The sequence below is a fragment of the Streptomyces sp. NPDC025806 genome, from assembly GCF_055558275.1.
Genome location: NZ_JBVHMU010000006.1, coordinates 17,079 through 40,063, shown reverse-complemented (window position 1 = coordinate 40,063; position 22,985 = coordinate 17,079). Strand labels below are relative to the sequence as shown.

Here is a 22,985-nt window from a genome sequence, read left to right as displayed (position 1 = left end):
GCGCGAGACGGAGCCACCGGGCCGCACCCGGCATCGATGACGGTCGAAGTTACGGCGCGTGCAGGCCAGCCCCAGATAGCCCGCACGTCATGTCGCCGTAACCAACGATTCAGACGACCTTGCGACCCTCACGAAATGCAGCCCCCCGCCCCCGTTCCCGACCGCCCGACGGATTCCAGCGCGCCTCCGCGCCCCCTCGCGCGGAAGAATGGGCGCATGAGCCAGCCGAACGCCGCCCAGGACCAGTCGTCCCCCAAGGCCCAGCCCTCCGTAGGCTCCCTCGCCGCCCACCGCCCGCATCCCGTCGCGGCCGGTGACTTCGACGCGAAGCTCGCCGGGATCGTCGCCGACATCGACGCCGATCCGGACGACTACGAGGAGGACTACAGCAGCCGCGCGGACGGGGACGAGCTCCCGCAGGGACGTTTCCTGGACCGCGAACGCAGCTGGCTGGCGTTCAACGAACGGGTCCTGGAGCTCGCCGAGGACCCGAACACCCCGCTCCTGGAGCGCGCCAACTTCCTGGCCATCTTCGCCTCGAACCTCGACGAGTTCTTCATGGTGCGGGTCGCGGGACTCAAGCGCCGTATCGCGACCGGCGTCGCCACCCGCTCCGCCTCGGGCCTGCAGCCCCGCGAGGTCCTGGAGCTGATCTGGAACCGCTCGCGCGAGCTCATGGCCCGGCACGCCGCCTGCTACCAGGAGGAGGTCGCCCCGGCGCTGGCCGACGAGGGCGTCCACATCGTCCGCTGGCACGAGCTGACGGAGAAGGAGCAGGCCCGGCTCTACACGCTGTACATGCAGCAGATCTTCCCGGTGCTGACCCCGCTGGCCGTCGACCCCGCGCACCCCTTCCCGTACATCTCGGGTCTCTCCCTGAACCTCGCGGTCGTCGTCAGCAACCCGGTCTCCGGCCACCGCCACTTCGCCCGCGTCAAGGTCCCGCCGCTGCTGTCCCGCTTCCTGGAGGCCTCGCCGCAGCGCTACGTGCCGATCGAGGACGTGATCTCGGCGCCCCGGCACCTGGGCGAGCTGTTCCCCGGCATGACGATCGAGGAGCACCACATGTTCCGCGTGACGCGGAACGAGGACCTGGAGGTCGAGGAGGACGACACCGAGAACCTCCTGAAGGCGCTGGAGAAGGAGCTCATGCGGCGCCGCTTCGGCCCGCCGGTGCGCCTGGAGGTCGAGGAGACCATCGACTCCGAGGTCCTCAGCCTCCTCGTACGGGAGCTGAAGATCAGCGAGTCGGAGGTGTACCCGCTGCCGGGGCCGCTCGACCTGACCGGCCTGTTCGCGATAGCGGGCCTGGACCGGCCCGAGCTGAAGTACCCGAAGTTCGTCGCGGGCACGCACCGTGACCTCGCCGAGGTCGAGTCGGCGTCGGCGCCCGACATCTTCGCGGCGCTGCGCAGCCACGACGTGCTCCTGCACCACCCCTACGACTCGTTCTCCACGTCCGTGCAGGCGTTCCTGGAGCAGGCCGCGCAGGACCCGGACGTCCTCGCGATCAAGCAGACGCTGTACCGGACCTCGGGCGACTCGCCGATCGTCGACGCGCTGATAGAGGCGGCGGAGGCGGGCAAGCAGGTCCTCGTCCTCGTCGAGATCAAGGCGCGTTTCGACGAGCAGGCCAACATCAAGTGGGCCCGCAAGCTGGAGGAGGCCGGCTGCCACGTCGTCTACGGCCTCGTCGGCCTGAAGACGCACTGCAAGCTGTCGCTCGTCGTGCGCCAGGAGGGCGACACCCTCGTCCGCTACAGCCACGTCGGCACCGGCAACTACCACCCGAAGACCGCCCGGCTGTACGAGGACCTCGGCCTGCTCACCGCGAACCAGGACGTGGGCGCCGACCTGTCCGACCTGTTCAACCGGCTGTCCGGCTACTCGCGCCGGGCCACCTACCGCCGTCTCCTGGTCGCCCCGCGCTCGCTGCGCACCGGCCTGGTCACGCGGATCGAGCAGGAGGTCCAACACCACCGCGCGGGCCGCCCGGCGTACGTCCGGATCAAGGTCAACTCGATGGTCGACGAGGCCGTCATCGACGCCCTCTACCGGGCCTCGCAGGCGGGCGTGCCCGTCGACGTGTGGGTGCGCGGCATCTGCGCGGTGCGCCCCGGCGTCGCGGGCCTGTCCGAGAACATCCGGGTCCGCTCGGTCCTCGGCCGCTTCCTGGAGCACTCGCGGGTCTTCGCGTTCGGCAACGGCGGCGACCCCGAGGTCTGGTTCGGCAGCGCCGACATGATGCACCGCAATCTCGACCGCCGGATCGAGGCCCTGGTCCGCGTCGACGACCCGGCGCACCGCGCGGCCCTGAGCCGGCTGCTCGAAACGGGGATGTCCGACACCACCGCCTCCTGGCACCTCGGCCCGGACGGCGAGTGGACCCGGCACGCGACGGACGCGGACGGGCGACCCCTGCGCAACGTACAGGAGATGCTCATAGACGCCCGGAGGCGCCGGCGTGGCACAGCAACACCTTGAGTCCAGCGAGGCGTACGACACGGACGCCGTGCTCGGGTCCCACCTGCGGGGCCGGGCGACCGACTTCCTGCGCGCCCTGCGGCAGCACCGGGAGAGCGGCGCGGCCGGCGACACGGCGGACGCGGCCCGCGCCCTGCGCCGCGCCGCCCGCCGGATCAGCGGCACCCTGCACACCTTCCGGCCGCTGCTCGACGCCGAGTGGTCGGACGCCCTGCGGCCCGAACTGGCATGGCTGTCCGGCACGCTGGCCCACGAGCACGCGTACGCGGACCGGCTCGCCCGGCTCGCGGAGGCCCTGCACCGGCTGACCACCGGCACGGTCGCGCCGCCCGCCCAGCGCGCCGAGCCCGGGGCACCGGCGGCGCCGCCCGGCCGGGAGACCCTCGCGCTCGGCGCGGCGAAGGCGGCGGCGCTGCTCGACCGGCAGCTGACCCTGGCCAGGACGCGGGCGCACAGCACGGCCCTGCAGGCGCTCGGCAGCTCCCGCTTCCACGCGGTGGCGGACAGTGTCGCGGTGCTGGCCAGCGAGGTGCCGCTGTCCGGCGCGGACGCCCCCCTCGACCGGTTCGCGGCCGAGGCGCAGGCCCGGCTCACGGAGGCGGTCGCGGGGCTCGGCGGCCGGCCCCCGTACAGCCAGTACGACGCGGGCTCGGACACGCCCTGGCACCACGTCCGGCTGCTCCTGCGCCTGCACCGCTACGCCCTGGAGGTCGTCCCGGGCCCGCCGGCCGACGCCGTACGCCTGTCGTCGGCGGCGCACGCCCTGAACGCGCACCGGGACGCCGCCGAGGCGGCCGCCGCCGCGTCCCAGGCGGCCCGCACCCCGCGCATCGCCCCGCCGACCGCGTACGCCCTGGGCGTGCTGCACGCGGACCAGCGGCACCAGGTGGAGGCGGCGCGGGAGGCGTTCCTGGACGCGTGGCGCCGGGAGCCGGTGAGCACGCCGTGACCGTGTACGGGGACGACGGCGCGGTCCTGGCCGCGGGCTGTGTCCTGTGGCGCCGCTCCCCGGGCGCCTCGGGCGTGCAGATCTGCCTCGTCCACCGGCCCAAGTACGACGACTGGTCGCACCCGAAGGGCAAGCTCAAGCGGGGGGAGACCACCCTGGCCTGCGCGCTGCGCGAGGTGCGGGAGGAGACCGGTTTCGCCTGTGTGCCCGGCGCCGTGCTGCCCGAGGTCCGCTATCTCGCCCAGGGTGTCGCGAAGCGGGTCAGCTACTGGGCGGCCGAGGCCGGCGAGGGCGCTTTCGAGCCGAGCCGCGAGGTGGACCGGCTGGTGTGGCTGGCGCCCGCCAAAGCCCGCGACAGGCTCACCCAGCCCCGCGACCGCAGGCTCGTCGACGCCCTGCTGAACTCGCTCGACGTAATCACTCCGTGACCTCACCGCACCGCCCGCTGAGGTTCACCCGCCGTTCACTCTCGCCCTTCGGCCGCTTCACCTGATCTGCCTAATTTCGGCCTTGTGCGGTGAGCCCCGGACCTCCGGGAACACCCCACCGCTCGACTGAAATCCGCAGACTTTCGCACGCCGCCAGACGACACGCGGCCGGCGGCTCCTGGAAGGAACATCCGAAGGTGAAGCTTCAGCGCAAGAACCGGCTCCGCGCCCTCTCCCTCGGCGCTCTCGCCGTCACTGGCGCCCTGGCCCTCACGGCGTGCGGCTCGGACGACACGGGCACCAACGGCGGCAGCAGCGGCGGCCCCTCCGCCAAGGCCGGCAACATCAAGTGTGACGACGCCAAGGGCCAGCTCCTCGGCTCCGGCTCCTCGGCCCAGGCCAACGCGATCGACGCCTGGCGCAAGGCCTACTCGCAGGCCTGCTCCGGCGTGCAGATCAACTACAAGCCCGACGGATCGGGCGCCGGCATCGAGGCCTTCAACCAGGGCCAGGTCGCCTTCGCCGGTTCCGACTCCCCGCTCAAGCCGGAAGAGGTCGCCGCCTCCAAGAAGGTGTGCAAGACCGGCCAGGGCATCGACCTGCCGATGGTCGGCGGCCCGATCGCCGTCGCGTACAACCTGGACGGCGTCGACAACCTCGTCCTGGACGCCCCGACCCTCGCCAAGATCTTCGACTCGAAGATCACCAAGTGGGACGACGCGGCGATCAAGAAGCTGAACCCCGACGCGAAGCTGCCGTCGACGAAGATCCAGGCCTTCCACCGCTCCGAGGAGTCCGGCACCACGGACAACTTCACCAAGTACCTCGGCGCCACGGCCAAGGCCGACTGGAAGTACGAGCACGGCAAGGCGTGGATGGCCAAGGACGGCCAGTCCGCCCAGGGCTCCTCCGGTGTCGCGCAGCAGGTCAAGCAGACCGCCGGCGCCATCGGCTACATGGAGCTCTCCTACGCCAAGGGCATGAACACGGTCGACATCGCCACCGGTGCCGCCTCCCCGGTCAAGGCCACGACGGACAACGCCTCGAAGGCCATCGCCGACGCCAAGATCGTGGGCACCGGCAAGGACCTCTCCCTGGAGCTGAACTACGGCACCAAGGCCGAGGGCGCCTACCCGATCGTCCTGGTCACGTACGAGATCGCCTGCGACAAGGGCAACAAGGCCGACACCCTGGCCGCCACCAAGTCGTTCCTCACCTACATGGCGAGCGACGAGGGCCAGGCCTCCCTGGCCGACCTGGGCTACGCCCCGATCCCGGCCGAGATCAACGCGAAGGTCCGCGAGACCGTCGCCGGCCTGAGCTGACCCAGAGTGCGGGCCGCCCGGAATCCGGGCGGCCCGCACCGTCCGGTGCACCGCCGCCAGAAGTCCCCGCCCCGACCCGGGTGACAAGGACTTCGCAGACCGGAGAATCCCCATGGACATATCTACGCAATCCCCCGCGCCACCAGCGCCCACAGACCGCCCGACGCCCGCCCAGCACAAGCGCGCGGCCCGCGGCGCCACCCGCCCCGGCGACCGGATCTTCCTCGGTCTCTCGCGCGGCTCCGGCATCCTGCTGCTGGTGATCATGGCCGCGATCGCGGTCTTCCTGACCTACCGCGCCTCGCTGGTCCTCTCGAAGAACGAGGGCAACTTCCTCACCACCTTCGAGTGGAACGCGACCGCCACCCCGCCAGTCTTCGGCATCGCCGTCCTCGCCTTCGGCACCATCGTCACCTCGGTCATCGCCATGGTGATCGCGGTCCCGGTCTCCGTCGGCATCGCGCTGTTCATCACGCACTACGCGCCGAAGAAGCTGGGCGGCCCCATCGCCTACGTCGTCGACCTGCTCGCCGCCGTGCCGTCCATCGTGTACGGCCTGTGGGGCGCCCTGTTCCTCGTGCCGCACATGCAGGGACTGTTCGGCTGGCTCGACCAGTACTTCGGCTGGACCGGGATCTTCGAGTGGCAGGGCGGCGCCCCGCGCACCCTGCTCACCGTCGGCATCCTGCTCGCGATCATGATCCTGCCGATCATCACCAACGTCTCCCGCGAGGTCTTCCGGCAGGCCCCCCTGATGCACCAGGAGGCGGCCCTCGCCCTCGGCGCGACCCGCTGGGAGGTCATCCGCATGTCGGTGATCCCCTTCGGCCGCTCCGGCGTGATCTCCGCGTCGATGCTCGGCCTCGGCCGCGCGCTCGGCGAGACGATGGCCGTCGCCACGGTCCTCTCCCCCGACTTCCTGATCCACACCAGCCTGCTCGACCCGGGCGGCGGCACGTTCGCGCAGAACATCGCCGCGAAGTTCTCCGAGGCCAACGACCAGGGCCGCGACGCCCTGATCGCCTCGGGTCTGGTCCTCTTCGTCATCACGCTGCTGGTCAACGGCGCCGCCCGGCTGATCATCGCCCGCCGCAAGGAGTACTCGGGGGCCAACGCATGAGCCACGCGACCGTACCTGTGAAGCGCCCCGACTCCCTGAGCGCCGCGCGCCTGCCCCGCTGGTCCCCCTGGGCCATCGCGGTCGGCTCGGTCGCCGCGGGCTGCGCGATCGGCCTCGGCGCCGGCCTCGACAGCCGCATCCAGTGGGGCCTGCTCGCCGCGCTCCTGTTCGTCCTCGTCACCTACGCGCTGGCCGCGAAGGTCGAGGGCACCCGCCAGGCCAAGGACCGCGTCGCGACCAGCGTCGTCTGGGTCGCGTTCGTCCTCGCCGTGATCCCGCTCGCCTCCCTCGTCTACGAGACGGTCAAGCGCGGCATCAAGGTCCTCGACCCGTACTTCCTGAGCCACTCCATGGGCTACGTCACCAGCATGGAGACCGGCGGCGGCATCTACCACGCCATCCTCGGCACGCTGGAGCAGGTCGGCATCGCCACCGTGATCTCGGTGCCGATCGGCCTCCTGACGGCGATCTACCTGGTCGAGTACGGCCGCGGGAAGCTCGCCAAGGCGGTCACCTTCTTCGTCGACGTCATGACGGGTGTCCCGTCGATCGTCGCGGGCCTGTTCATCCTGTCCTTCTGGATCCTGATCCTCGGCTTCGGCTTCTCCGGCTTCGCCGGCTCGATGGCCCTGTCGATCCTGATGATCCCGGTCGTGGTCCGCTCCACCGAGGAGATGCTCAAGCTCGTCCCGAACGAGCTGCGCGAGGCCTCCCTCGCCCTCGGCGTCCCGAAGTGGCGCACCATCCTGAAGGTCGTCCTGCCGACCTCGATCGGCGGCATCACCACCGGCGTGATGCTCGCGGTCGCCCGTATCGCGGGAGAGACGGCCCCCGTGCTGCTCCTCGTGTTCGGCAACCCGCTGATCAACGGCAACCCCTTCGAAGGCCCGCAGGCCTCGCTGCCGCTCTACATCTACGAGCAGTACGCGAAGAGCGGCGGCAACGAGGCCGCGTACGACCGCGCCTGGGCCGCCGCCCTGGTCCTCATCGCCTTCATCATGATCCTCAACCTCGTGGCCCGCGGCATCGCCCGCTGGAAGGCCCCGAAGACGGGCCGCTGACGCGGCTATCTCGAAGCATCAGCGACTCGAACCCGGAAGTAGTGAACCAGTCATGGCCAAGCGAATCGACGTAAGCGGACTCACCGCCTACTACGGATCCCACAAGGCGATCGAAGACATCTCGATGACCGTCGAGCCCCGCTCGGTGACGGCCTTCATCGGCCCCTCCGGCTGCGGCAAGTCGACGTTCCTGCGCACCCTCAACCGCATGCACGAGGTCACCCCCGGCGGCCGCGTCGAGGGCAAGGTGCTGCTCGACGACGAGGACCTGTACGGGTCCGCCGTCGACCCGGTGGCCGTGCGGCGCACCGTCGGCATGGTCTTCCAGCGCCCCAACCCCTTCCCCACCATGTCGATCTTCGACAACGTGGCGGCGGGTCTGCGTCTGAACGGCAAGTACAAGAAGTCCGAGCTCAACGAGATAGTCGAGCGGTCCCTCAAGGGCGCCAACCTCTGGAACGAGGTCAAGGACCGCCTGAACAAGCCGGGCTCCGGCCTCTCCGGCGGTCAGCAGCAGCGTCTGTGCATCGCCCGCGCGATCGCGGTCGAGCCGGACGTCCTGCTCATGGACGAGCCCTGCTCCGCCCTGGACCCGATCTCCACCCTCGCCATCGAGGACCTGATCGGTGAGCTGAAAGAGCGCTTCACGATCGTCATCGTGACGCACAACATGCAGCAGGCGGCCCGCGTCTCGGACCGCACCGCCTTCTTCAACCTCGCGGCGGTCGGCCAGCCCGGCAAGCTCGTCGAGATCGACGAGACGGAGCGCATCTTCTCCAACCCGTCCGTCCAGGCCACGGAGGACTACATCTCGGGCCGCTTCGGCTAGGCCCGACTCCCCCCGACCCCTCGTGGTGCTGCATGGCGGTGCCACCACGAGGCAAAAGAGCCCGCCCCGCAAGGGGCGGGCTCTTTCCATTCAAGCGCCGGGGAGATGCGCCCCGTAAGGGGCGCGGGACTGTATCGATGTGCGGCTCCGCCGCGTGGGCGCGAGCAACCACGGAAAAGCCGCGGACGCGTCTGCTCGGCACATGAGCAGACGCGTCCGCGGCTTGTCGTGGGCTTGTCGCGCAGTTCCCCGCGCCCCTGGCGGCACCTAGCCGAAGGCCAGCCAGATGATGCCGTAGGAGCCGGCGGCGACCAGCGCCGCGGCCGGCATCGTGATGAACCAGCCCAGGATGATGTTCTTGGCGACGCCCCAGCGGACAGCGTTGACGCGCTTGGTGGCGCCCACACCCATGATCGCCGAGGTGATGACGTGCGTCGTCGAGATCGGCGCGTGGAACAGGAACGCCGAGCCGAACATGATCGAGGCGCCGGTCGTCTCCGCGGCGAAGCCCTGCGGCGGGTCCAGCTCGATGATCTTGCGTCCCAGGGTCCGCATGATCCGCCAGCCACCGGCGTACGTACCGGCGGACAGCATGACGGCACACACGATCTTGACCCAGACGGGGATCGGGTCGTCGAAGGACTCGTGGCCGCCGATGACGAGGGCCATCACGACGATGCCCATCGTCTTCTGGGCGTCCTGGAGGCCGTGTCCGAGCGCCATGCCCGCCGCCGAGACGGTCTGCGCGATACGGAAGCCGCGCTTGGCCTTGTGCGGGTTGGAGCGCCGGAACAGCCACATGATGAGGGTCATCACCAGGTAGCCGACGACGAGACCGATCACCGGCGAGGTGAACATCGGGATGACGATCTTCTCCCACACCCCGGTCCAGTAGACGGTGGTGCCACCCGCGAGGGCGGCACCCACCATTCCGCCGAACAGGGCGTGCGAGGAGGAGGACGGCAGGCCGAAGTACCAGGTGACCAGGTTCCAGATGATCGCGCCGACGAGGGCGGCGAACAGGATGCCCATGCCCTTGTCGCCGACGGGCGTCGCGATGATGCCCTCACTGACCGTCTTGGCGACACCGCTGCCGAGGAAGGCACCGGCGAGGTTCATCACCGCGGCCATGGCCAGTGCCGCGCGGGGCGTGAGCGCACGCGTGGAGACGGACGTGGCGATCGCGTTCGCCGAGTCGTGGAAGCCGTTCGTGTATGTGAATCCGAGCGCGACGCCAATGGTCACGATCAGGGAGAAGGTGTCCATGAGCCGGCCTCAGGACTCCTTCACGGCGATGGTCTCCACCGTGTTGGCCACGTGCTCGAAGGCGTCGGCCGCCTCTTCCAGCACATCGACGATCTGCTTGAGCTTCAGCACCTCGATGGCGTCGTACTTGCCGTTGAAGAGCGTCGCGAGCAGCTTGCGGTGGATCTGGTCGGCCTGGTTCTCGAGGCGGTTGACCTCGATCCAGTACTCGGTGAGGTTGTCCATCGTGCGCAGGTTCGGCATGGCCTCGGCGGTCAGCTCGGCCGCCCGGGCCAGAACCTCGATCTGCTGCTCGACGCCCTTGGGGAGTTCCTCGACCTGATAGAGGACGACCAGGTCGACGGCCTCCTCCATGAAGTCCATGATGTCGTCGAGGGACGAGGCGAGGTTGTAGATGTCCTCGCGGTCGAACGGCGTGATGAACGAGGAGTTGAGCTGGTGGAAGATCGCGTGGGTGGCGTCGTCACCGGCGTGTTCGGCTGCCCGCATCCGCTCCGCGATCTCGGCCCGGGCGGAGGAATCCGCCCCGAGCAGTTCCATCAGGAGCTTCGAGCCCGTGACGATGTTGTCCGCGGACGCGGCGAACATGTCGTAGAAGCTCGTCTCCCTGGGGGTCAGACGAAAGCGCACAAGGGGTCCTCGGGGTGCTCTGGATTCGGTCAGGCTGATGCTAGGCGCATCATCCGGCCACGGCTAACCGGCGTTACCCCAGTGTCGCCCATCAGGCACAGTGATCGGCACGGGGCCCGGCCAAGCCGCCACAGGCCCGGAAAATCCGGTACCGTATACCCACCAGGGGTATACGGATCACAGCATGACACGGGAGGTCGGACACGGTGACGACGGAGACCACGGACATGACGAACACGTCACACACCGAGCAGCCGGTCGAGCCCGCGGGCGAGATCGTGACCGACCACGACCGCGGCATCCACGGGTACCACCACCAGAAGGCCGAGCACCTCAAGCGCCTGCGCCGCATCGAGGGCCAGATCCGTGGCCTGCAGCGGATGGTCGACGAGGACGTCTACTGCATCGACATACTCACCCAGGTCTCGGCCTCCACGAAGGCCCTGCAGTCGTTCGCGCTGCAGCTTCTGGAGGAGCACCTGCGCCACTGCGTCGCCGACGCGGCGGTCAAGGGCGGCGACGAGATCGACTCGAAGGTCGAGGAGGCCACGAAGGCGATCGCCCGGCTGCTGCGCACCTGAGACCGCCCCGGTCCCGGGGGACGATCAGCAGCCGCGCCGATCGGGTTCGTCGCGGGACCGCGCCTCGGCGACCCGCAGCACCTCGTCGATCCGGTCCGCGCTGAGCCGCTCCTCCACGGCGGACGCCGCGATGATCAGCTCACCGCACAGCTCGATCTCGGCGAGGGCGACGTGGTCCTGCACCGCCGTACCGGCCGGGAGCGCCACGATCATCACCTCTTCCCTGTCGCCGATCACCGTCCGGCCGTCGCCGGACAGCTCCCAGGGTAGGGACCGGGCGATCCCCCGGGCATGGCACGGAAGAACCATTTCCGCCACCCCGCCGGGCCAGGACGGTCCCCTACTGCTCCGCGACCTGGCCCGAGAAGATGTCCCCCCGCGCCGGCAGCCGCACGCTCGCCTTCGTACCGAAGTCGTGGAGCAGCGTCGTCGAGGACACCACCGCGTTCTTGCGGCCGTGATCGCCGTGCCGGTCGCCGTCGAAGGTGAACCGGTGCCTGACCTTGCGGATCAGCCCGCCCTCGTCCAGGTAGACCTCGAAGGTCACCGGCTCCTTGCTGAACCCTTTCGCCGCGGCGGCGAGCGTCGCCCTCGTCCCCGCGGACGCGGCCGCGGCGGCCGCCGCGAGATCGACCCGCCCCCGGTAGTGCCGGGTGGGCACGCCCGCGACGTCGATGTCGCCCACGTACGTCACGTCCCGCGCCCCGCGCAGCAGCTCGGCGGCGGCCAGCGGATCGGTGGCGCCTCCCGTGACCAGGTTCCCGTCGTCCAGCGAGGCGGTGTCGACGCGCACCCACTTGTCGGCGGGCACGCCCGCGCCCCGGTTCTTCATGTAGAGGGCGCCGGGGGCGAGGAGTTCGGTGATCGGCCGGTGCTCCTCGGCGCCGGCCGCGTCCTGCGGCAGCCGCACCTTGAGCCGGCCCTTGCCCGCCCGGTAGTCGTAGACGCCGGCGCCGCGGATGGTGACCCGGGTCCCGCCGCTGGCCATCTCCATCGAGGTCGTCGCCTCGGAGCTGCCCTCGCGCACCAGCCGGTCGGCGGCGCGGTGCACCGCCTGGGTCGGATCCGCGTTCCGGTCCCCCGCCTCGGCTCCGCCGCCGCAGCCGGCGACCCCCGTCACGATCCCGGCCACGGCCACGGCCGCCGCCGCGCTCCTCACCCGGCGCCCGTGCTGCTGCACCACCATCGCTTGCCTACCCCCAAGCCTGTCCGTGCGTGTGCGGGCCGCTGTCGACCGGTTAACGACGGGTAGGGACGGCCGTCACGCGAACGGGGGGTTTACGTGCGCCCGCTACCGTGGCCGTGTGGCGCACGAGGAGACACAAGAGAAGAACGGACACACGGCGACGGTCGTGGAGCAGGGTCGTTTCTGCCTGGCCCGCTGCACCTGCGGCTGGCGCGGCCCGGCGCGCAGGGCCCGCAGCAGGGCCCGTACGGACGCGGAAGAGCACAGCGCGGAGCACAGCGGGTAACGCGCCGCGGGACATCCCGGGGAACACCGGGGAACCCTGACGGAACCCGCCGCCGCCGCTGCTCGTCTCCTGTGGGGAACAAGGGGGTCGGTATGGAACGGCGCGGCTTCATCGCGGCATCGGCGGCAGCACTCGCGACGGGGGTCACCGCCGCCTGCACCTCGGGCGGCGGCGGCACGGTCTCCCGCAGCGCCACCGCCCCCATCCGCTCCCGCACCGCGAGCGCCGACACGTCCACGAGGGCCGCCGCGGACCTCGCGGGCCTGGCCCGGGACCTCGACGGCGGGCTGATACGGCCGGGGCAGTCGGCGTGGGCGGCGGCCCGGCAGCTCTACAACACCCGCTACGACTCCCTGAAGCCGACGGCGGTCGCCTACGTCGCGGGCGCCGACGACATCCGTACGGTCCTGGCGTACGCCCGCTCCCGCAAGGTGCCGCTCGCGATACGCAACGGCGGGCACTCGTACGCCGGTTGGTCCTCCGGCGACGGGCGGATCGTGCTCGACGTGTCGCGGCTGAGCTCGGTGCGCCCCTCGGGAAACAGCGCGGTGATCGGCGCAGGCGCCAAACTCATCGACGTGTACCGGGCGTTGGCCGCGAAGGGCGTCACGATCCCGGCGGGCTCCTGCCCCACGGTCGGCATATCCGGCCTGACCCTCGGCGGCGGCCACGGCGTCGTCTCCCGCGCGTACGGACTGACCTGCGACAGTCTCACCGGCGCGACCCTGATCACGGCCGACGGCAAGCAGCTGACCGCCGACGCGACGACGAACAAGGACCTGTTCTGGGCCCTGCGCGGCGCGGGCAACGGCCAGTTCGGTGTCGTCACCGAGCTCCGCTACAAAACGCATCCCGCGCCGCAGGCCGTCTCGGCGTACATGACCTGGCCGTGGGCCAAGGCCGCCACGGTGCTCAAGGCCTGGCAGCGCTGGGGCCCGGACCAGCCGGACGAGATCTGGTCCTCGCTGCACATCGCGGGCGCGGCCGGGGGCGGCCCGACGATCTCGATCGCGGCGTTCTCCCTCGGCTCGTACACGGAGCTGCAGAACGCGGTCGACCGGCTCGCCGACGGCCCCGGCGGTCCCGGCCCCGCGACCTCCGTCTCGCTCAAGCGCCGCTCGTACGAGGAGTCGATGGAGGTCTACGCGGGCTGTTCCTCGTTCGGCTCGGACGAGCTGTGCCATCTGCCGGGTACGACGCCGGGCCGCTCGCCGCGGGGCGCGCTCCAGCGGGAGACGTACGCGGCGCACTCGGACTTCTTCGACCGCTCCCTGTCGGACGCGGGGGTGCGGACGCTGCTGCGGCAGCTGGAGCGGGTCGCGGAGGGCGCGGGCTCGGTGGCGCTCACGGCGCTGGGCGGCGCGGTGAACCGGGTGGATCCGACGGCGACGGCGTTCGTGCACCGCCGCTCGCGGATGCTCGCGCAGTACATCGTGTCGTGGCGCCCGGGCACCTCCGGAACGGCGGCGCGGGGCTGGCTGAAAAAGACCCATGACGTGATGCGCCCGTACGCGTCGGGGGCGGCCTATCAGAACTACACGGACCCGACGCTGACGAACTGGAAGCAGGCGTACTACGGGCCGGCCGTGGCCCGGCTGTCGACGGTCAAGCGCCGGTACGACCCGACGGGCTTCTTCTCTTTCCCACAGTCGCTGTAGCTGTAGCTGGGTGGGCTACGCCGCCAGGTCCCGTTCCGTCGCGGGGTCCCGGGACTCGGGGAACTCGACCGCGCCGGGCTCCGGTGCCGCGGGCCTCGGCGCCCACACGAGCCGGCCGATGCGGCGGGTCCGCCCGATCGCCCGCGCGAGCGGGGTCAGCACGGCGGAGGCGAGCGGGGAGAGCAGCAGGGCGACGGCGGTGCCGAGCGCGAATCCGCCGATGACGTCGGTCGGGTAGTGGACGCCCATGAAGACCCGGCAGAAGCCTTCGAGGACGGCGAGTCCGATGCCGACCAGGCCGAGCCTGCGGTTCGCGACGAAGAGGGCGACGCCCATGGCCATCGCGAGGGTGGCGTGGTCGCTGACGAACGAGAAGTCGTTCTTCCCGTTGATGAGGACGGTCAGTCCCTCGTGGTCCTTGAAGGGGCGGGGCCGCTCGACGAAGCCGCGGATCGGCACGTTCACGAGGACGGCGACGGCGGCGGCGAGCGGGGCCCAGACCACGGCGGCCACGGACGAGGCGGCGTCGTCGAGGGCGCCGCGCCTGCGCGCGCCCCACCAGGACCACAGCACGACGAGGACGAGGCCGAGCAGGATGCCGTACTCGCCGACGAACTCCATGAGCTTGTCGGCCCAGCCGGGCGTCGAGTCGGTCAGTCCGTTGATGTCGTAGAGCAGCGTGACGTCAGGGTTCGACCCGGAACTCTCGATCGCCTCGAGTCCAGCCATAGCTCTGCGGCCCCTTCGTCTTCAGCCACCCCCGTGGTCGTTGTCTTCGGTCGAGCAGTTGTGATGCGGTCCCGCCCATTGTGCGGCGGTTCTGCAAGAGGAACGCACGCCCCCGCTCCTTACGTTCCAACTCCACCGAATGATCACGCAGACGTTATCGAAGAGAGACAGAAAACCGCAGCTCAGGGCCAGGACTTTACGGAGAGTTCCGGTCGTGTCCGGCGGGAACTCACACCTCGGGCGAAGCGGTCGGCAGCGCCTGCGCGCCGTCCTCGGTGACGCGGGTCGCACCGAAGTAGTCCGGGGTGTCGACCGGGTCGAAGCGGATCACGGCACCCGGCCGCGGCGCGTCGATCATGTAGCCGCCGCCGACGTAGATGCCGACGTGCCGGATCGCCCGGCTGTTGCCGAGGTCGTCGGAGAAGAACACCAGGTCGCCCGGGAGCAGTTCGTCGCGCTTGGGGTGCGGCCCCGCGTTGTACTGGTCGTTGGCGACGCGCGGCAGCCGCACACCCACGGTCTCGTACGCGGCCTTCGTCAGCCCGGAGCAGTCGAAGCGCCCGCCCTGGTCGGCCGTGCCGTTGCCGCCCCACAGATAGGGGGTGCCGAGCTTCTTCTGCGCGTAGGAGATGGCGGCGGCGGCCTGCCGGGACGGGTCCACCCGGCCGACCGGCCGCGCGAAGCTCTTCTCCAGCGTCGTGATGGTCTTCACGTAGTTCTGCGTCTCGCGGTAGGGCGGCACGCCCTTGTACTTGATCACCGCGTACGCGCCCGCGTTGTAGGAGGCGAGCATGTTCTTCGTCGCGTCGCCCGGCACGTCCTTCACGTAGGAGGCGAGCTTGCAGTCGTACGAGGCCGCCGAGGGGATCGCGTCGTTCGGGTCCCAGATGTCCTTGTCGCCGTCGCCGTCGCCGTCGACGCCGTGCGCGGCCCAGGTGCCGAGGATGAACTGCGCGATCCCGTACGCCTTCGCGGGGCTCTTCGCGTTCGGGTTGAAGCCGCTCTCCTGGTAGAGCTGCGCGGCGAGGAGCGCCGGGTTGATCGCGGGGCAGAGGTTGCCCCACTTCTGCACGAGTGGCTGGTAGGCGGTCGGTACGGAGCCCTTGGCGAGGCCGACGGCGCCCTTCCCCACCCCGTTCACGAGGCTGCCCGCGGCCATGTACGTGCCGACCACGAGCAGGGTCACGAACGCGGTGCCTCCGGCGGCGGCCGATCCCGCGACGATCCACGCCTTACGCACCGTCAACCGCCCTTCACCCCACGGGAGTCACCAGCCGCCCAGTCTAAGCGGGAGGCGGCCCCGGAACCGGGACACATTCCGGCATATTCAGGCCGGTCCGCGTCCCGGCTCGGTCAATCGCCTGCCGGGGGCCCGGCGGCACCCCTACAGTTCCGGCGTGGACCAGCTGATCACCTCCGATCCGACGCACATGGGCCCCTACCGGTTGATCGGCCGGCTCGGCGAGGGCGGCATGGGACTGGTCTATCTGGGCCGCTCCGAGGCCGGCCGGACCGTCGCCGTGAAGGTCGTCCAGGCCGAGTTCGCCGCGAACCCCGAGTTCCGGCGCCGCTTCGCCCGCGAGGTGGCCGCCGCCCGGCGCGTCGGCGGGGCGTGGACGGCGGACGTGCTCGACGCCGACACGGACGCGGCGCTGCCGTGGGTGGCGACGCAGTACATCCCCGGCCCGGACCTGACGACGGTCGTCGGCAAGGACTTCGGCCCGCTGCCCGAGGACTCCGTACGCGTCCTCGCGCACCGGCTCGCGAGCGCGCTGCAGGCCGTGCACGACGCGGGCCTGATCCACCGTGACCTGAAACCGTCCAACGTCCTGGTGACGGTAGACGGCCCGCGCGTCATCGACTTCGGCATCGCCCGCGCCCTGGACACCCTCACCGGCGACAGCCTGCACACCCGCACCGGCATGCTGATCGGCTCGCCCGGCTTCATGTCGCCCGAGCAGGTGCGCGGCCTCGAACTCACCCCGGCCAGCGACGTGTTCTGCCTCGGCGCGGTCCTGGTGCACGCGGCGACGGGCCGGCTGCTGTTCGGCGCGGGCGAGTCCGGACTGAACGCGCACCTCTTCCGCGTCGCCGAGGAGGAGCCGGATCTGACGGGCGTGCCCGCGTCCCTGGTGGAGCTCGTCCGCGCGTGCCTGTCGAAGGATCCGGCCGCGCGGCCCTCCCTGCGGGAGATCGCGGACGCGACCGTTCCGGCGAGCGACGGCGAATGGCTGCCGGGTCCGGTCCTCGCCCAGCTGGGCCGGCACGCGGCCCAGCTCCTCGACTACGCGCCGGCGACGCCTCAGGCACCGGTGCCGACGCGGGTGGATCCGGCGCCGAGCGTCCCGGGGCAGTTCGGCGCCCCGCCCACGTCCGTACCCGCTTCTGTTCCCGCTTCTGTTCCCTCGACTCCGCCGCCGCCCGCGTACGCGCCGACGGTGCCGGTGGCGGACCCCGCGGTCCCGCACCCGCGGCGCTGGTGGGGGCTCGCCGTCCTGGCACTGGTCCAGCTGCTCGTGCTGGGCGGCCAGGTCGCGACGTCCGTGCTGTCGACCGCGACGAGCGACCTCGGGCTCTCGTCCGGCACACAGGAGTGGCTGTTCCTCGGCAGCGACCTGGCCTTCACCGGCCTCCTGCTGCTCGGCGGTCACCTGGCCGACCTGACGGGCCGCAGGCGCGTGCTCGTCATCGGCCTGACCGGCTTCGCGCTCGCCTCGGCCGTCTCCGGGACCGCCACCGACGGCTCGATGCTGCTCGTGGCCCGCCTCGTGCAGGGCGCCTGCGCCGGCCTCCTCACTCCGGCCGCGCTCGCCCTCGTCTCCGTCAACTTCCCCGAGCCGAAGGCGCGCGGGCGGGCCTTCGGCGTCTACGCCACGGTCGCCGGCGGCGGCACGCTCCTCGGCCACCTGTACAGCGCGGCCTTGACCGAGTACGCGTCCTGGCGCCTGTTCTTCTACGGCGGCGCCCTCCTCGCCGTGCTCGCCCTGTTCGGCACGGCCAAGCTCGTCCACGACCGGCCGCGCCGTACCGTCCCCCGCTTCGACCTGCCGGGTGTGCTGCTCGGCTGCGGCGCGGTGACGGCCCTCGAGTACGGGCTCTGGAACGCGCTGGGCACCGAGGGCGAGGACCCGGTGCTGCTTCCCCTCCTCGGCGGCGGCGTGCTGCTCCTCGGCTTCGTCTGGCAGCAGGCGAAGGCGGCGGATCCGCTGATCGCGGCGTACGTCCTCACGGACCGGGGCCGCCTCACCGCCCTGGCCGGCCTCCTTCTCGCCGGCCTCGCCACGTCGTTCCTGCCCGGCCTGATGATGTGGCGCAGCCTGGCCCTCTCCCCCTCCTCATCGGGGTACGACCCCATGGCGATCGCGCTGGCCATGCTGCCGGTGCCGCTGGCCGCGCTGATCGGCGCCACGCAGATCTCCGCCCGCCTCCTGCACCGCGTCGCCCCGCGGGTCCTCGCCGCGACAGGCCTCACGATCGCCGCGGCCGGCCTCGTGATCCTCAGCCTGCTGGACGCGATGAACTCCCACCCCGGCCGCACCGCGCTCCCGGCCACGCTCGTGATGGGTCTCGGCCTGGGCCTGGCCCTCGTACCGCTCTACGCGGTCGCCACCGACGGGGTCGAGGCGGCCGACGCGGGCGGGGGCGCGGCGGCGGCCGTCACCCTGGCCACGCTCGGCGCCTCGCTCGGCTGGACCGTGTTCTCCACGGTCCGCGCCTCCACGATCGCCTCCCACCTGGAGGACTCGCTCTCCTCCGACCCGGCGTTGCTCTCCCAGGTGAGGAAGGGCGTGATCCCGACGGTGTCCTCGCTGCCCGAGGCCGTCCGGCCGGCCGTGACGTCGGCGATCCAGGCGGGGCTGGCACAGCCCCTCTACTGGCTGGCCGCCCTCACCTTCCTGGGGGCGCTGCTCACCGGAGCCCTGCTCCGCCCGGCGCGCCCCCGATCGGTCCCGGCGGCGCCACCCGTGGCCGCGGCCCCGGTGTCGTACCCTCCGCACCCGTACGCCTAGGACGGCCCCGGACAGGGGGACGCGCTTCAGCGGATCGCGATCAGCGGGCGTTGCCGTTGTTGAAGTGGTACTCGCCGTTGCCGGCCTGGTTGCCGTTCGCGCCGGGGCCGCGGCCGTCGGTGCCGGGCTCGACGTGGTTGGTCTTGGTGTGCACGATGTCGTAGTACACGCTGGGGTCGCCGGCGTTCGGGAAGACGCGGTAGGTGAACACGTTCTTGTCGAGCTGGACGATCGGAACGGTGCGCTGGAAGAGCACGTTGCCGTTCGCGTCCTTCGCGTTGATCCAGCGCTCGGAGCCGTCGGGGGTGACGGTCCAGTCACCGTGCATCTTCGGGCTGTCGTCGAGGTTGTACATGGTGTACGTGCCGTCGGCGTCGAAGTAGGCCCAGCCCACGAAGTTCGAGACGGCCGGGTTGTCGAGGGCGACGCGGTTGCCGTCCTGGTCGACGGCGCCGGTGGTCTTCCACGGGGTCGAGGCGAGCACGTCGGACGGGGACGCGTCCTTCAGCTTCGTGGAGGCGGAGGCGGAGGCGGAAGCCGGTGCGGCGGGCGCGTCGACGGCCATGGCCGAGACGGGCACGAGGGCGGACACGGCGATCGCGATCGCGGACGCGGTGAGAGCGGAACGACGGGAGATGCGAGTGATCTTCATGTCCTCAACGCTATGGCCAGTACCAGGGCCGGCATGTCATCCGATCGGCTATAGATGGATGCCCTGGACAGCCGACCCACGGGTCGACCGGACGGCGCCCCGGCCCTCACTCACCCGACGACTCGCTGAACCGACTGCGCGCGGGAGCCGGCGCGCGCCGCCCCGCCAACTGCTCGGCGCGATCACGCATCGCACCGAGTACGGATGCGGGCTGGGTGACGATGTAGAACTCGCCGTCGGCGGCCTGCCGGAAGATCGTCTCGGCGGCCTCGTCCGCGCTGATGGCCCGCTCGTGCACGCGGAACATCGCCTCCCGCTCGGCCTCGGCGACGCCTCGGTCCCCGCCCTCGACCCCGAGGGCGTCATCGAAGATCCGGGAGGCGACGGCCCCCGGCAGCACGGCACTCACCCGCACATGGCTGCCCCCGGCCAGGGCCACTTCCTGATGCAGACACTCCGTCAGAGCCAGCACGGCGTGCTTGCTCATGATGTACGGCGTCTGCAACGGCCACGCCCGGACGGCCCCGATGGACGCGAGATTGAGCACCCAAGCCGGCTCACTCTGCGCGAGCAGCTTCGGCATGAACGCCCGCACCCCATGAAAAACGCCGTTCACATTGACGGAGACGACCCGCTCCCACCCCTTCACCGGAACGTCCCACAGGTACCCGAACTGCTGCACCCCGGCGTTGTTGACGAGCACCCGCACGGGCCCGAACTCCTCGACGACCCGATCGGCAAGCCCCTGCACGGCCTCGGCATCGGACACATCCACGACGACGGCCGACGCCCGCCCTCCCTCCCGGATGATCCCGGCGCAGTTCTCCTCCACCGCCTCCGCGTCGACATCGGCGAGCACGACCCGCATCCCGAGCGACAGCGCGGCATGCCGAGCCAGCCCGGCCCCGATCCCGGCACCGGCGCCGGTGATGACGGCGGTACCCCCTGAGAACACCTCGACCGACGCGGACATCGACCCACCCACCCCTCTACCGACCCGCCCCTCCGGCTTCCGCTCCCTCCCTACCTCCCGAGGCTGCTCAAAAGCTCCCCGCACATCTCACTCAACGGGAGTGCGGAGGGGGCGGGGTCCCAGAATGCTCAACCATGAGCAGCAACACGATCGAATCCCGGACCCGCGGGAGGGGAGTGGAACCGATGCGGTGGACATCGCTCCTGCACAACCCCGAAGGCATCACCGCCGTCTACCGAGGCACCCCACCGGATCTCCGTAGCGTCCGCCTGCACGAAGCGACGCTCAAGACGGAGGGCCCGACGCTGGAGCTACGCCTCGACCTGCCCGCATACCCTGCCAGGCCCCCCAAGAAATAGGCGGACCAACAATTCAATACCGTGCAGGTATGTCTCTCGTTCAGCGGTCTCCACTCCCTCACGTTGACCGGGTTCGCGACCGACATCACGGCTGACATCTCCCTCACGGAAGGGGAATCCGGAATCACCGTGAACGTCACCTCTCCCGCCTTCCAGCTCCAGGCACATGCCGCTACGGCCCTCATCTCACGCATGACCGCGTACGCCGACGAGCACGGCGGCGCCCCGCGGACCACCACCTCCTGATGAAGCCCGAAACGGCTATCGGCCGCCTCGATCACGCATTGGACCGACTCGCCTGGCCGGCTGAGCGCCAGGTCGAGCATCTCCGTCGCTGGGGCGTCGGGCCGGATGAGCTGGCCCTGGAGTTCGACGACGCCTACCGCCTGGTTCCTGCCCTGGTCTCGCGGGGCGCGCTGCCCGACGAGGTAGGCACGCGACTCCAGGAGGTCGACTCGCTCCTGGCCGAGATGAGCGACGGCACGGACGCCGAGTGGACGGATGAAGCAATGACAGGGTCACCGATGTGGGACCGACTGCGCCGCACCGCTCAAGAGGCCCTGGAAGCCCTGCGTACGAACCGGATGACGAGTCGACCGTGACAACCTGATCCACATCTACCGGCGACGCCTCTCCAGGACCGCCCCCGGATCGCAGCTCCGATTGCAGACGGAGGATCTGATGGATTTTCTCGAGTCATACCCGGAGAAGAATATGGAGCAGGCGAGTTCGACCATCTCCTCCCGGCGCCCCGCTGACTCATGACGACCCACAGCCAGCACCTGACCGCCGCCCTCGCGCCCTACCGCCTCGTCTGGCTGGCCCTCTGGGCCGAGGCCACGCCCCGGCAAGAGGCTGAACTCACCGAGCACTTTCGCGCGGCGCTCGAACCTCACGGCACGGTGATCGTGCACGCCCGAGGACCGTTCCACCGCACTCCGGAGATGCTGCACTTCGACATCGACATCACGCCGAACGGTTCGGCGCCCGACTGCCTGCGTGACCTCGGCTTCACCGGGCGCAACGAATGGCAGCGGCCGGTCCACGGCGGCGTCTTCCTGCACCCCGCCGTGTACGGCGCCCAGGCCGGCGAGAGGGAAGCCGCCGCCGCGCCCCGCTTCGAGACAGGTGACGTCGTACGGGTCGGCGACTCCGCCGATGCCCGCGAACTCGGCCTGGTAGGCGCGGACGTGATCGTCGGGCACCCGGACTACGACGGCCACACCGCCCCCGCCCAGAGGGCCTGGTACTACAGCCTGCACGTCGAGGGGAAGGACGAGACGGAGTTCCTCGACGAGGCGGACCTGCGCCCGGCCGGGCGGCACGTGCAGCTCTACGGTGACGGTGAACGGATCGCCGTCAGCCAGGAAGGGGCTCTGGTCCCCTCGCCCGGCACGACAAGCCGTCCTACTCCGCCCGCTCGTACGTCCGCACCGTCTTCGGGTGATTACCGATCTTGACCAGGCGCAACGGCCCGTCGGCCGAGTCCACCGCGAACGAATACTCCGTCTCGTCCTCCGGCGGGCAGTACGCCGTCTTGGTGCCCTCTTCGAGCTTGAAGTTGTTGAGCGTCAGGTCGTGCTGGTCCAGGCCCGTCAGCATCGCGCTGCCCTTGCAGCGCGGGCCGGTGAGGGAGGCGATGGTCAGGCGGGCGCTTCGGTTTCCGACGGCCTGGTCGATGGTGAGTTGCTGGGTGCCGTCCTGGGAGCGCCAACGGCCCACGAACCACTGGTGGATGGGGCGGTAGGTCTCCGTGGGTGAAGCGAAGCCCGACAGCTTCTTCCAGGTCAACGTCGTCGTGCCGATCCAGCTGCGGTCCACGAAATCGACCCGCGTGCCGGCGTCGCGGACGCGGGGCTTCGGATCGAAGCCCTGGTCCGACACCACGCTCGTGGCCCAGGTGGACAGCTCATCCGTGCCGACCGCCGCGAGCACGTCCTGCGGCTCCTCGCCGTCCCGGCAGTACGGGCCGAAGCCCGCCACCACCCACACCGTGCCCCGGTACGCCTTCGCCTCGATGCCCTGGCACGGGTCCTGGGTGGTCGCGTAGACCGTCTTCGGCGCGGACCAGGCCTCCGCGGCCGCGCCGCGGTGCTTCGCCTCCAGGCCCCGGCCCTTCGCGTAGGTCAGGGACAGTTCACGGCCGTCGGACAGGCGCAGCACCGTGTGGTCGTCGTCGGAGTCGATCGTCTTCGAGTCCGGCTTCTGCGACGCCGAACGCGCGGTTTCCTTCGCCTTCGCCCGCTCTCCGCCGCAGCCCGCCACCGTCACGCCGAGCAACAGCACCGCCGCCGCCCACACCACTGCCCGCCGCACACTCATCCCCGTCGTCCACCCGATCGAGCTCGAACATCACGCCGCCCCCGCGTCTCTCGAGGACACCGGCGAGGATGCGCGACCCCGGACCGGCGGTTGCGCGGGTTCCGGGCTGTTACGTACGTGATCGGAAGGAGACCTCG

The 22,985-nt window shown here is 70.8% G+C and carries 23 protein-coding genes; 14 read left to right on the top strand and 9 right to left on the bottom strand.

The features are described from left to right. Nucleotides 1–135 precede the first annotated feature (135 nt). The 7 genes from ACZ4E1_RS15580 (at nucleotide 136) to pstB (ending at nucleotide 8,196) form a co-directional block, all read left to right on the top strand. On the top strand, nucleotides 136–2,484 hold the full coding sequence (locus ACZ4E1_RS15580; RefSeq protein WP_467539638.1) for an RNA degradosome polyphosphate kinase: 2,349 nt from the start codon (nucleotides 136–138) through the stop codon (nucleotides 2,482–2,484). Beyond that, a complete protein-coding gene (locus ACZ4E1_RS15575) occupies nucleotides 2,465–3,433 on the top strand; it encodes a CHAD domain-containing protein (protein ID WP_467539637.1) in 969 nt (322 codons plus the stop codon). Before ACZ4E1_RS15580 ends, ACZ4E1_RS15575 begins: the two co-directional genes overlap by 20 nt. Beyond that, nucleotides 3,430–3,861 (top strand): NUDIX hydrolase, encoded by a 432-nt coding sequence (locus ACZ4E1_RS15570; protein ID WP_467539636.1) that lies wholly within the window; start codon nucleotides 3,430–3,432, stop codon nucleotides 3,859–3,861. Before ACZ4E1_RS15575 ends, ACZ4E1_RS15570 begins: the two co-directional genes overlap by 4 nt. A gap of 197 nt (nucleotides 3,862–4,058) precedes the next feature. After that, on the top strand, nucleotides 4,059–5,186 hold the full coding sequence (pstS, locus tag ACZ4E1_RS15565) for a phosphate ABC transporter substrate-binding protein PstS (RefSeq protein ID WP_467539635.1): 1,128 nt from the start codon (nucleotides 4,059–4,061) through the stop codon (nucleotides 5,184–5,186). 112 nt (nucleotides 5,187–5,298) lie between these two features. Then, a complete protein-coding gene (gene pstC, locus ACZ4E1_RS15560) occupies nucleotides 5,299–6,306 on the top strand; it encodes a phosphate ABC transporter permease subunit PstC (protein WP_467539634.1) in 1,008 nt (335 codons plus the stop codon). Beyond that, the gene (gene pstA, locus ACZ4E1_RS15555; protein ID WP_467539633.1) at nucleotides 6,303–7,367 is read left to right on the top strand and encodes a phosphate ABC transporter permease PstA; all 1,065 of its coding nucleotides are present in this window, start codon (nucleotides 6,303–6,305) and stop codon (nucleotides 7,365–7,367) included. The genes pstC and pstA overlap by 4 nt, the downstream gene beginning before the upstream one ends. 52 nt (nucleotides 7,368–7,419) lie before the next feature. Next, nucleotides 7,420–8,196, top strand: coding sequence for a phosphate ABC transporter ATP-binding protein PstB (gene pstB / locus ACZ4E1_RS15550; protein ID WP_399130601.1), 777 nt, complete (start codon nucleotides 7,420–7,422; stop codon nucleotides 8,194–8,196). A 267-nt stretch (nucleotides 8,197–8,463) separates the two neighbouring features. Here the strand turns inward: pstB and ACZ4E1_RS15545 are convergent, their stop codons facing one another. Both ACZ4E1_RS15545 and ACZ4E1_RS15540 read right to left on the bottom strand, forming a co-directional pair. Continuing rightward, entirely contained in the window at nucleotides 8,464–9,462 is a 999-nt protein-coding gene (locus ACZ4E1_RS15545) for an inorganic phosphate transporter (RefSeq protein ID WP_467539632.1), read from the bottom strand. A 9-nt stretch (nucleotides 9,463–9,471) separates the two neighbouring features. Then, entirely contained in the window at nucleotides 9,472–10,092 is a 621-nt protein-coding gene (locus ACZ4E1_RS15540; protein ID WP_111665497.1) for a DUF47 domain-containing protein, read from the bottom strand. Between the two features lie 227 nt (nucleotides 10,093–10,319). Here ACZ4E1_RS15540 and ACZ4E1_RS15535 point away from each other — a divergent pair, with 227 nt between their 5' ends. Beyond that, complete coding sequence (locus ACZ4E1_RS15535) at nucleotides 10,320–10,673, top strand: metal-sensitive transcriptional regulator (protein WP_467539631.1); 354 nt, start codon at nucleotides 10,320–10,322, stop codon at nucleotides 10,671–10,673. Between the two features lie 24 nt (nucleotides 10,674–10,697). On the opposite strand, the gene ACZ4E1_RS15530 is transcribed toward ACZ4E1_RS15535, so the two are convergent. Both ACZ4E1_RS15530 and ACZ4E1_RS15525 read right to left on the bottom strand, forming a co-directional pair. Beyond that, nucleotides 10,698–10,886 carry a hypothetical protein gene (locus ACZ4E1_RS15530; protein WP_467539959.1) on the bottom strand — a complete coding sequence of 63 codons (189 nt, stop codon included), beginning with the start codon at nucleotides 10,884–10,886 and terminating at the stop codon, nucleotides 10,698–10,700. A gap of 127 nt (nucleotides 10,887–11,013) precedes the next feature. Beyond that, a complete protein-coding gene (locus tag ACZ4E1_RS15525; RefSeq protein ID WP_467539630.1) occupies nucleotides 11,014–11,859 on the bottom strand; it encodes an SCO4651 family lipoprotein in 846 nt (281 codons plus the stop codon). A 118-nt stretch (nucleotides 11,860–11,977) separates the two neighbouring features. Between ACZ4E1_RS15525 and ACZ4E1_RS15520 the strand changes: the two genes are divergently transcribed. Continuing rightward, complete coding sequence (locus ACZ4E1_RS15520) at nucleotides 11,978–12,145, top strand: hypothetical protein (RefSeq protein WP_467539629.1); 168 nt, start codon at nucleotides 11,978–11,980, stop codon at nucleotides 12,143–12,145. Between the two features lie 92 nt (nucleotides 12,146–12,237). Continuing rightward, on the top strand, nucleotides 12,238–13,803 hold the full coding sequence (locus tag ACZ4E1_RS15515; RefSeq protein ID WP_467539628.1) for an FAD-binding oxidoreductase: 1,566 nt from the start codon (nucleotides 12,238–12,240) through the stop codon (nucleotides 13,801–13,803). A 15-nt stretch (nucleotides 13,804–13,818) separates the two neighbouring features. On the opposite strand, the gene ACZ4E1_RS15510 is transcribed toward ACZ4E1_RS15515, so the two are convergent. Beyond that, nucleotides 13,819–14,532 carry a phosphatase PAP2 family protein gene (locus tag ACZ4E1_RS15510; protein ID WP_467539627.1) on the bottom strand — a complete coding sequence of 238 codons (714 nt, stop codon included), beginning with the start codon at nucleotides 14,530–14,532 and terminating at the stop codon, nucleotides 13,819–13,821. Between the two features lie 229 nt (nucleotides 14,533–14,761). Next, nucleotides 14,762–15,772, bottom strand: coding sequence for a C40 family peptidase (locus ACZ4E1_RS15505; RefSeq protein WP_467539958.1), 1,011 nt, complete (start codon nucleotides 15,770–15,772; stop codon nucleotides 14,762–14,764). Between the two features lie 157 nt (nucleotides 15,773–15,929). Between ACZ4E1_RS15505 and ACZ4E1_RS15500 the strand changes: the two genes are divergently transcribed. Further along, a complete protein-coding gene (locus ACZ4E1_RS15500) occupies nucleotides 15,930–18,542 on the top strand; it encodes an MDR family MFS transporter (RefSeq protein ID WP_467539626.1) in 2,613 nt (870 codons plus the stop codon). 40 nt (nucleotides 18,543–18,582) lie between these two features. Here the strand turns inward: ACZ4E1_RS15500 and ACZ4E1_RS15495 are convergent, their stop codons facing one another. Both ACZ4E1_RS15495 and ACZ4E1_RS15490 read right to left on the bottom strand, forming a co-directional pair. Then, nucleotides 18,583–19,194: a DUF4822 domain-containing protein gene (locus ACZ4E1_RS15495; RefSeq protein WP_467539625.1), complete on the bottom strand. Its 612-nt coding sequence runs from the start codon at nucleotides 19,192–19,194 to the stop codon at nucleotides 18,583–18,585. A 106-nt stretch (nucleotides 19,195–19,300) separates the two neighbouring features. Continuing rightward, the gene (locus ACZ4E1_RS15490) at nucleotides 19,301–20,167 is read right to left on the bottom strand and encodes an SDR family NAD(P)-dependent oxidoreductase (protein WP_467539624.1); all 867 of its coding nucleotides are present in this window, start codon (nucleotides 20,165–20,167) and stop codon (nucleotides 19,301–19,303) included. A gap of 380 nt (nucleotides 20,168–20,547) precedes the next feature. On the opposite strand from ACZ4E1_RS15490, the gene ACZ4E1_RS15485 reads away from it, so the two are divergent. The 3 genes from ACZ4E1_RS15485 to ACZ4E1_RS15475 all read left to right on the top strand — a co-directional run bounded on the left by ACZ4E1_RS15485 (nucleotide 20,548) and on the right by ACZ4E1_RS15475 (nucleotide 21,986). Next, the gene (locus tag ACZ4E1_RS15485; protein ID WP_467539623.1) at nucleotides 20,548–20,772 is read left to right on the top strand and encodes a hypothetical protein; all 225 of its coding nucleotides are present in this window, start codon (nucleotides 20,548–20,550) and stop codon (nucleotides 20,770–20,772) included. Between the two features lie 38 nt (nucleotides 20,773–20,810). Then, a complete protein-coding gene (locus tag ACZ4E1_RS15480; RefSeq protein WP_467539622.1) occupies nucleotides 20,811–21,128 on the top strand; it encodes a hypothetical protein in 318 nt (105 codons plus the stop codon). Between the two features lie 159 nt (nucleotides 21,129–21,287). Next, nucleotides 21,288–21,986, top strand: coding sequence for a hypothetical protein (locus ACZ4E1_RS15475; RefSeq protein WP_467539621.1), 699 nt, complete (start codon nucleotides 21,288–21,290; stop codon nucleotides 21,984–21,986). On the opposite strand, the gene ACZ4E1_RS15470 is transcribed toward ACZ4E1_RS15475, so the two are convergent. Continuing rightward, a complete protein-coding gene (locus tag ACZ4E1_RS15470; RefSeq protein WP_467539620.1) occupies nucleotides 21,934–22,848 on the bottom strand; it encodes a hypothetical protein in 915 nt (304 codons plus the stop codon). The two genes, ACZ4E1_RS15475 and ACZ4E1_RS15470, sit on opposite strands and share 53 nt — an antisense overlap. Nucleotides 22,849–22,985: the final 137 nt, after the last annotated feature.

Bases quoted from the DNA above. Each gene is read 5' to 3' on its own strand.
- ACZ4E1_RS15545 (WP_467539632.1), bottom strand. From the start codon at position 9,462: ATGGACACCTTCTCCCTGATCGTGACCATTGGCGTCGCGCTCGGATTC.
- ACZ4E1_RS15580 (WP_467539638.1), top strand. From the start codon at position 136: ATGCAGCCCCCCGCCCCCGTTCCCGACCGCCCGACGGATTCCAGCGCG.
- ACZ4E1_RS15470 (WP_467539620.1), bottom strand. From the start codon at position 22,848: ATGAGTGTGCGGCGGGCAGTGGTGTGGGCGGCGGCGGTGCTGTTGCTC.
- ACZ4E1_RS15515 (WP_467539628.1), top strand. From the start codon at position 12,238: ATGGAACGGCGCGGCTTCATCGCGGCATCGGCGGCAGCACTCGCGACG.
- ACZ4E1_RS15495 (WP_467539625.1), bottom strand. From the start codon at position 19,194: ATGAAGATCACTCGCATCTCCCGTCGTTCCGCTCTCACCGCGTCCGCG.
- ACZ4E1_RS15530 (WP_467539959.1), bottom strand. From the start codon at position 10,886: ATGATCGTGGCGCTCCCGGCCGGTACGGCGGTGCAGGACCACGTCGCC.
- ACZ4E1_RS15525 (WP_467539630.1), bottom strand. From the start codon at position 11,859: ATGGTGGTGCAGCAGCACGGGCGCCGGGTGAGGAGCGCGGCGGCGGCC.
- ACZ4E1_RS15535 (WP_467539631.1), top strand. From the start codon at position 10,320: ATGACGAACACGTCACACACCGAGCAGCCGGTCGAGCCCGCGGGCGAG.
- ACZ4E1_RS15475 (WP_467539621.1), top strand. From the start codon at position 21,288: ATGACGACCCACAGCCAGCACCTGACCGCCGCCCTCGCGCCCTACCGC.
- pstC (WP_467539634.1), top strand. From the start codon at position 5,299: ATGGACATATCTACGCAATCCCCCGCGCCACCAGCGCCCACAGACCGC.
- ACZ4E1_RS15490 (WP_467539624.1), bottom strand. From the start codon at position 20,167: ATGTCCGCGTCGGTCGAGGTGTTCTCAGGGGGTACCGCCGTCATCACC.
- ACZ4E1_RS15510 (WP_467539627.1), bottom strand. From the start codon at position 14,532: ATGGCTGGACTCGAGGCGATCGAGAGTTCCGGGTCGAACCCTGACGTC.
- pstA (WP_467539633.1), top strand. From the start codon at position 6,303: ATGAGCCACGCGACCGTACCTGTGAAGCGCCCCGACTCCCTGAGCGCC.
- pstB (WP_399130601.1), top strand. From the start codon at position 7,420: ATGGCCAAGCGAATCGACGTAAGCGGACTCACCGCCTACTACGGATCC.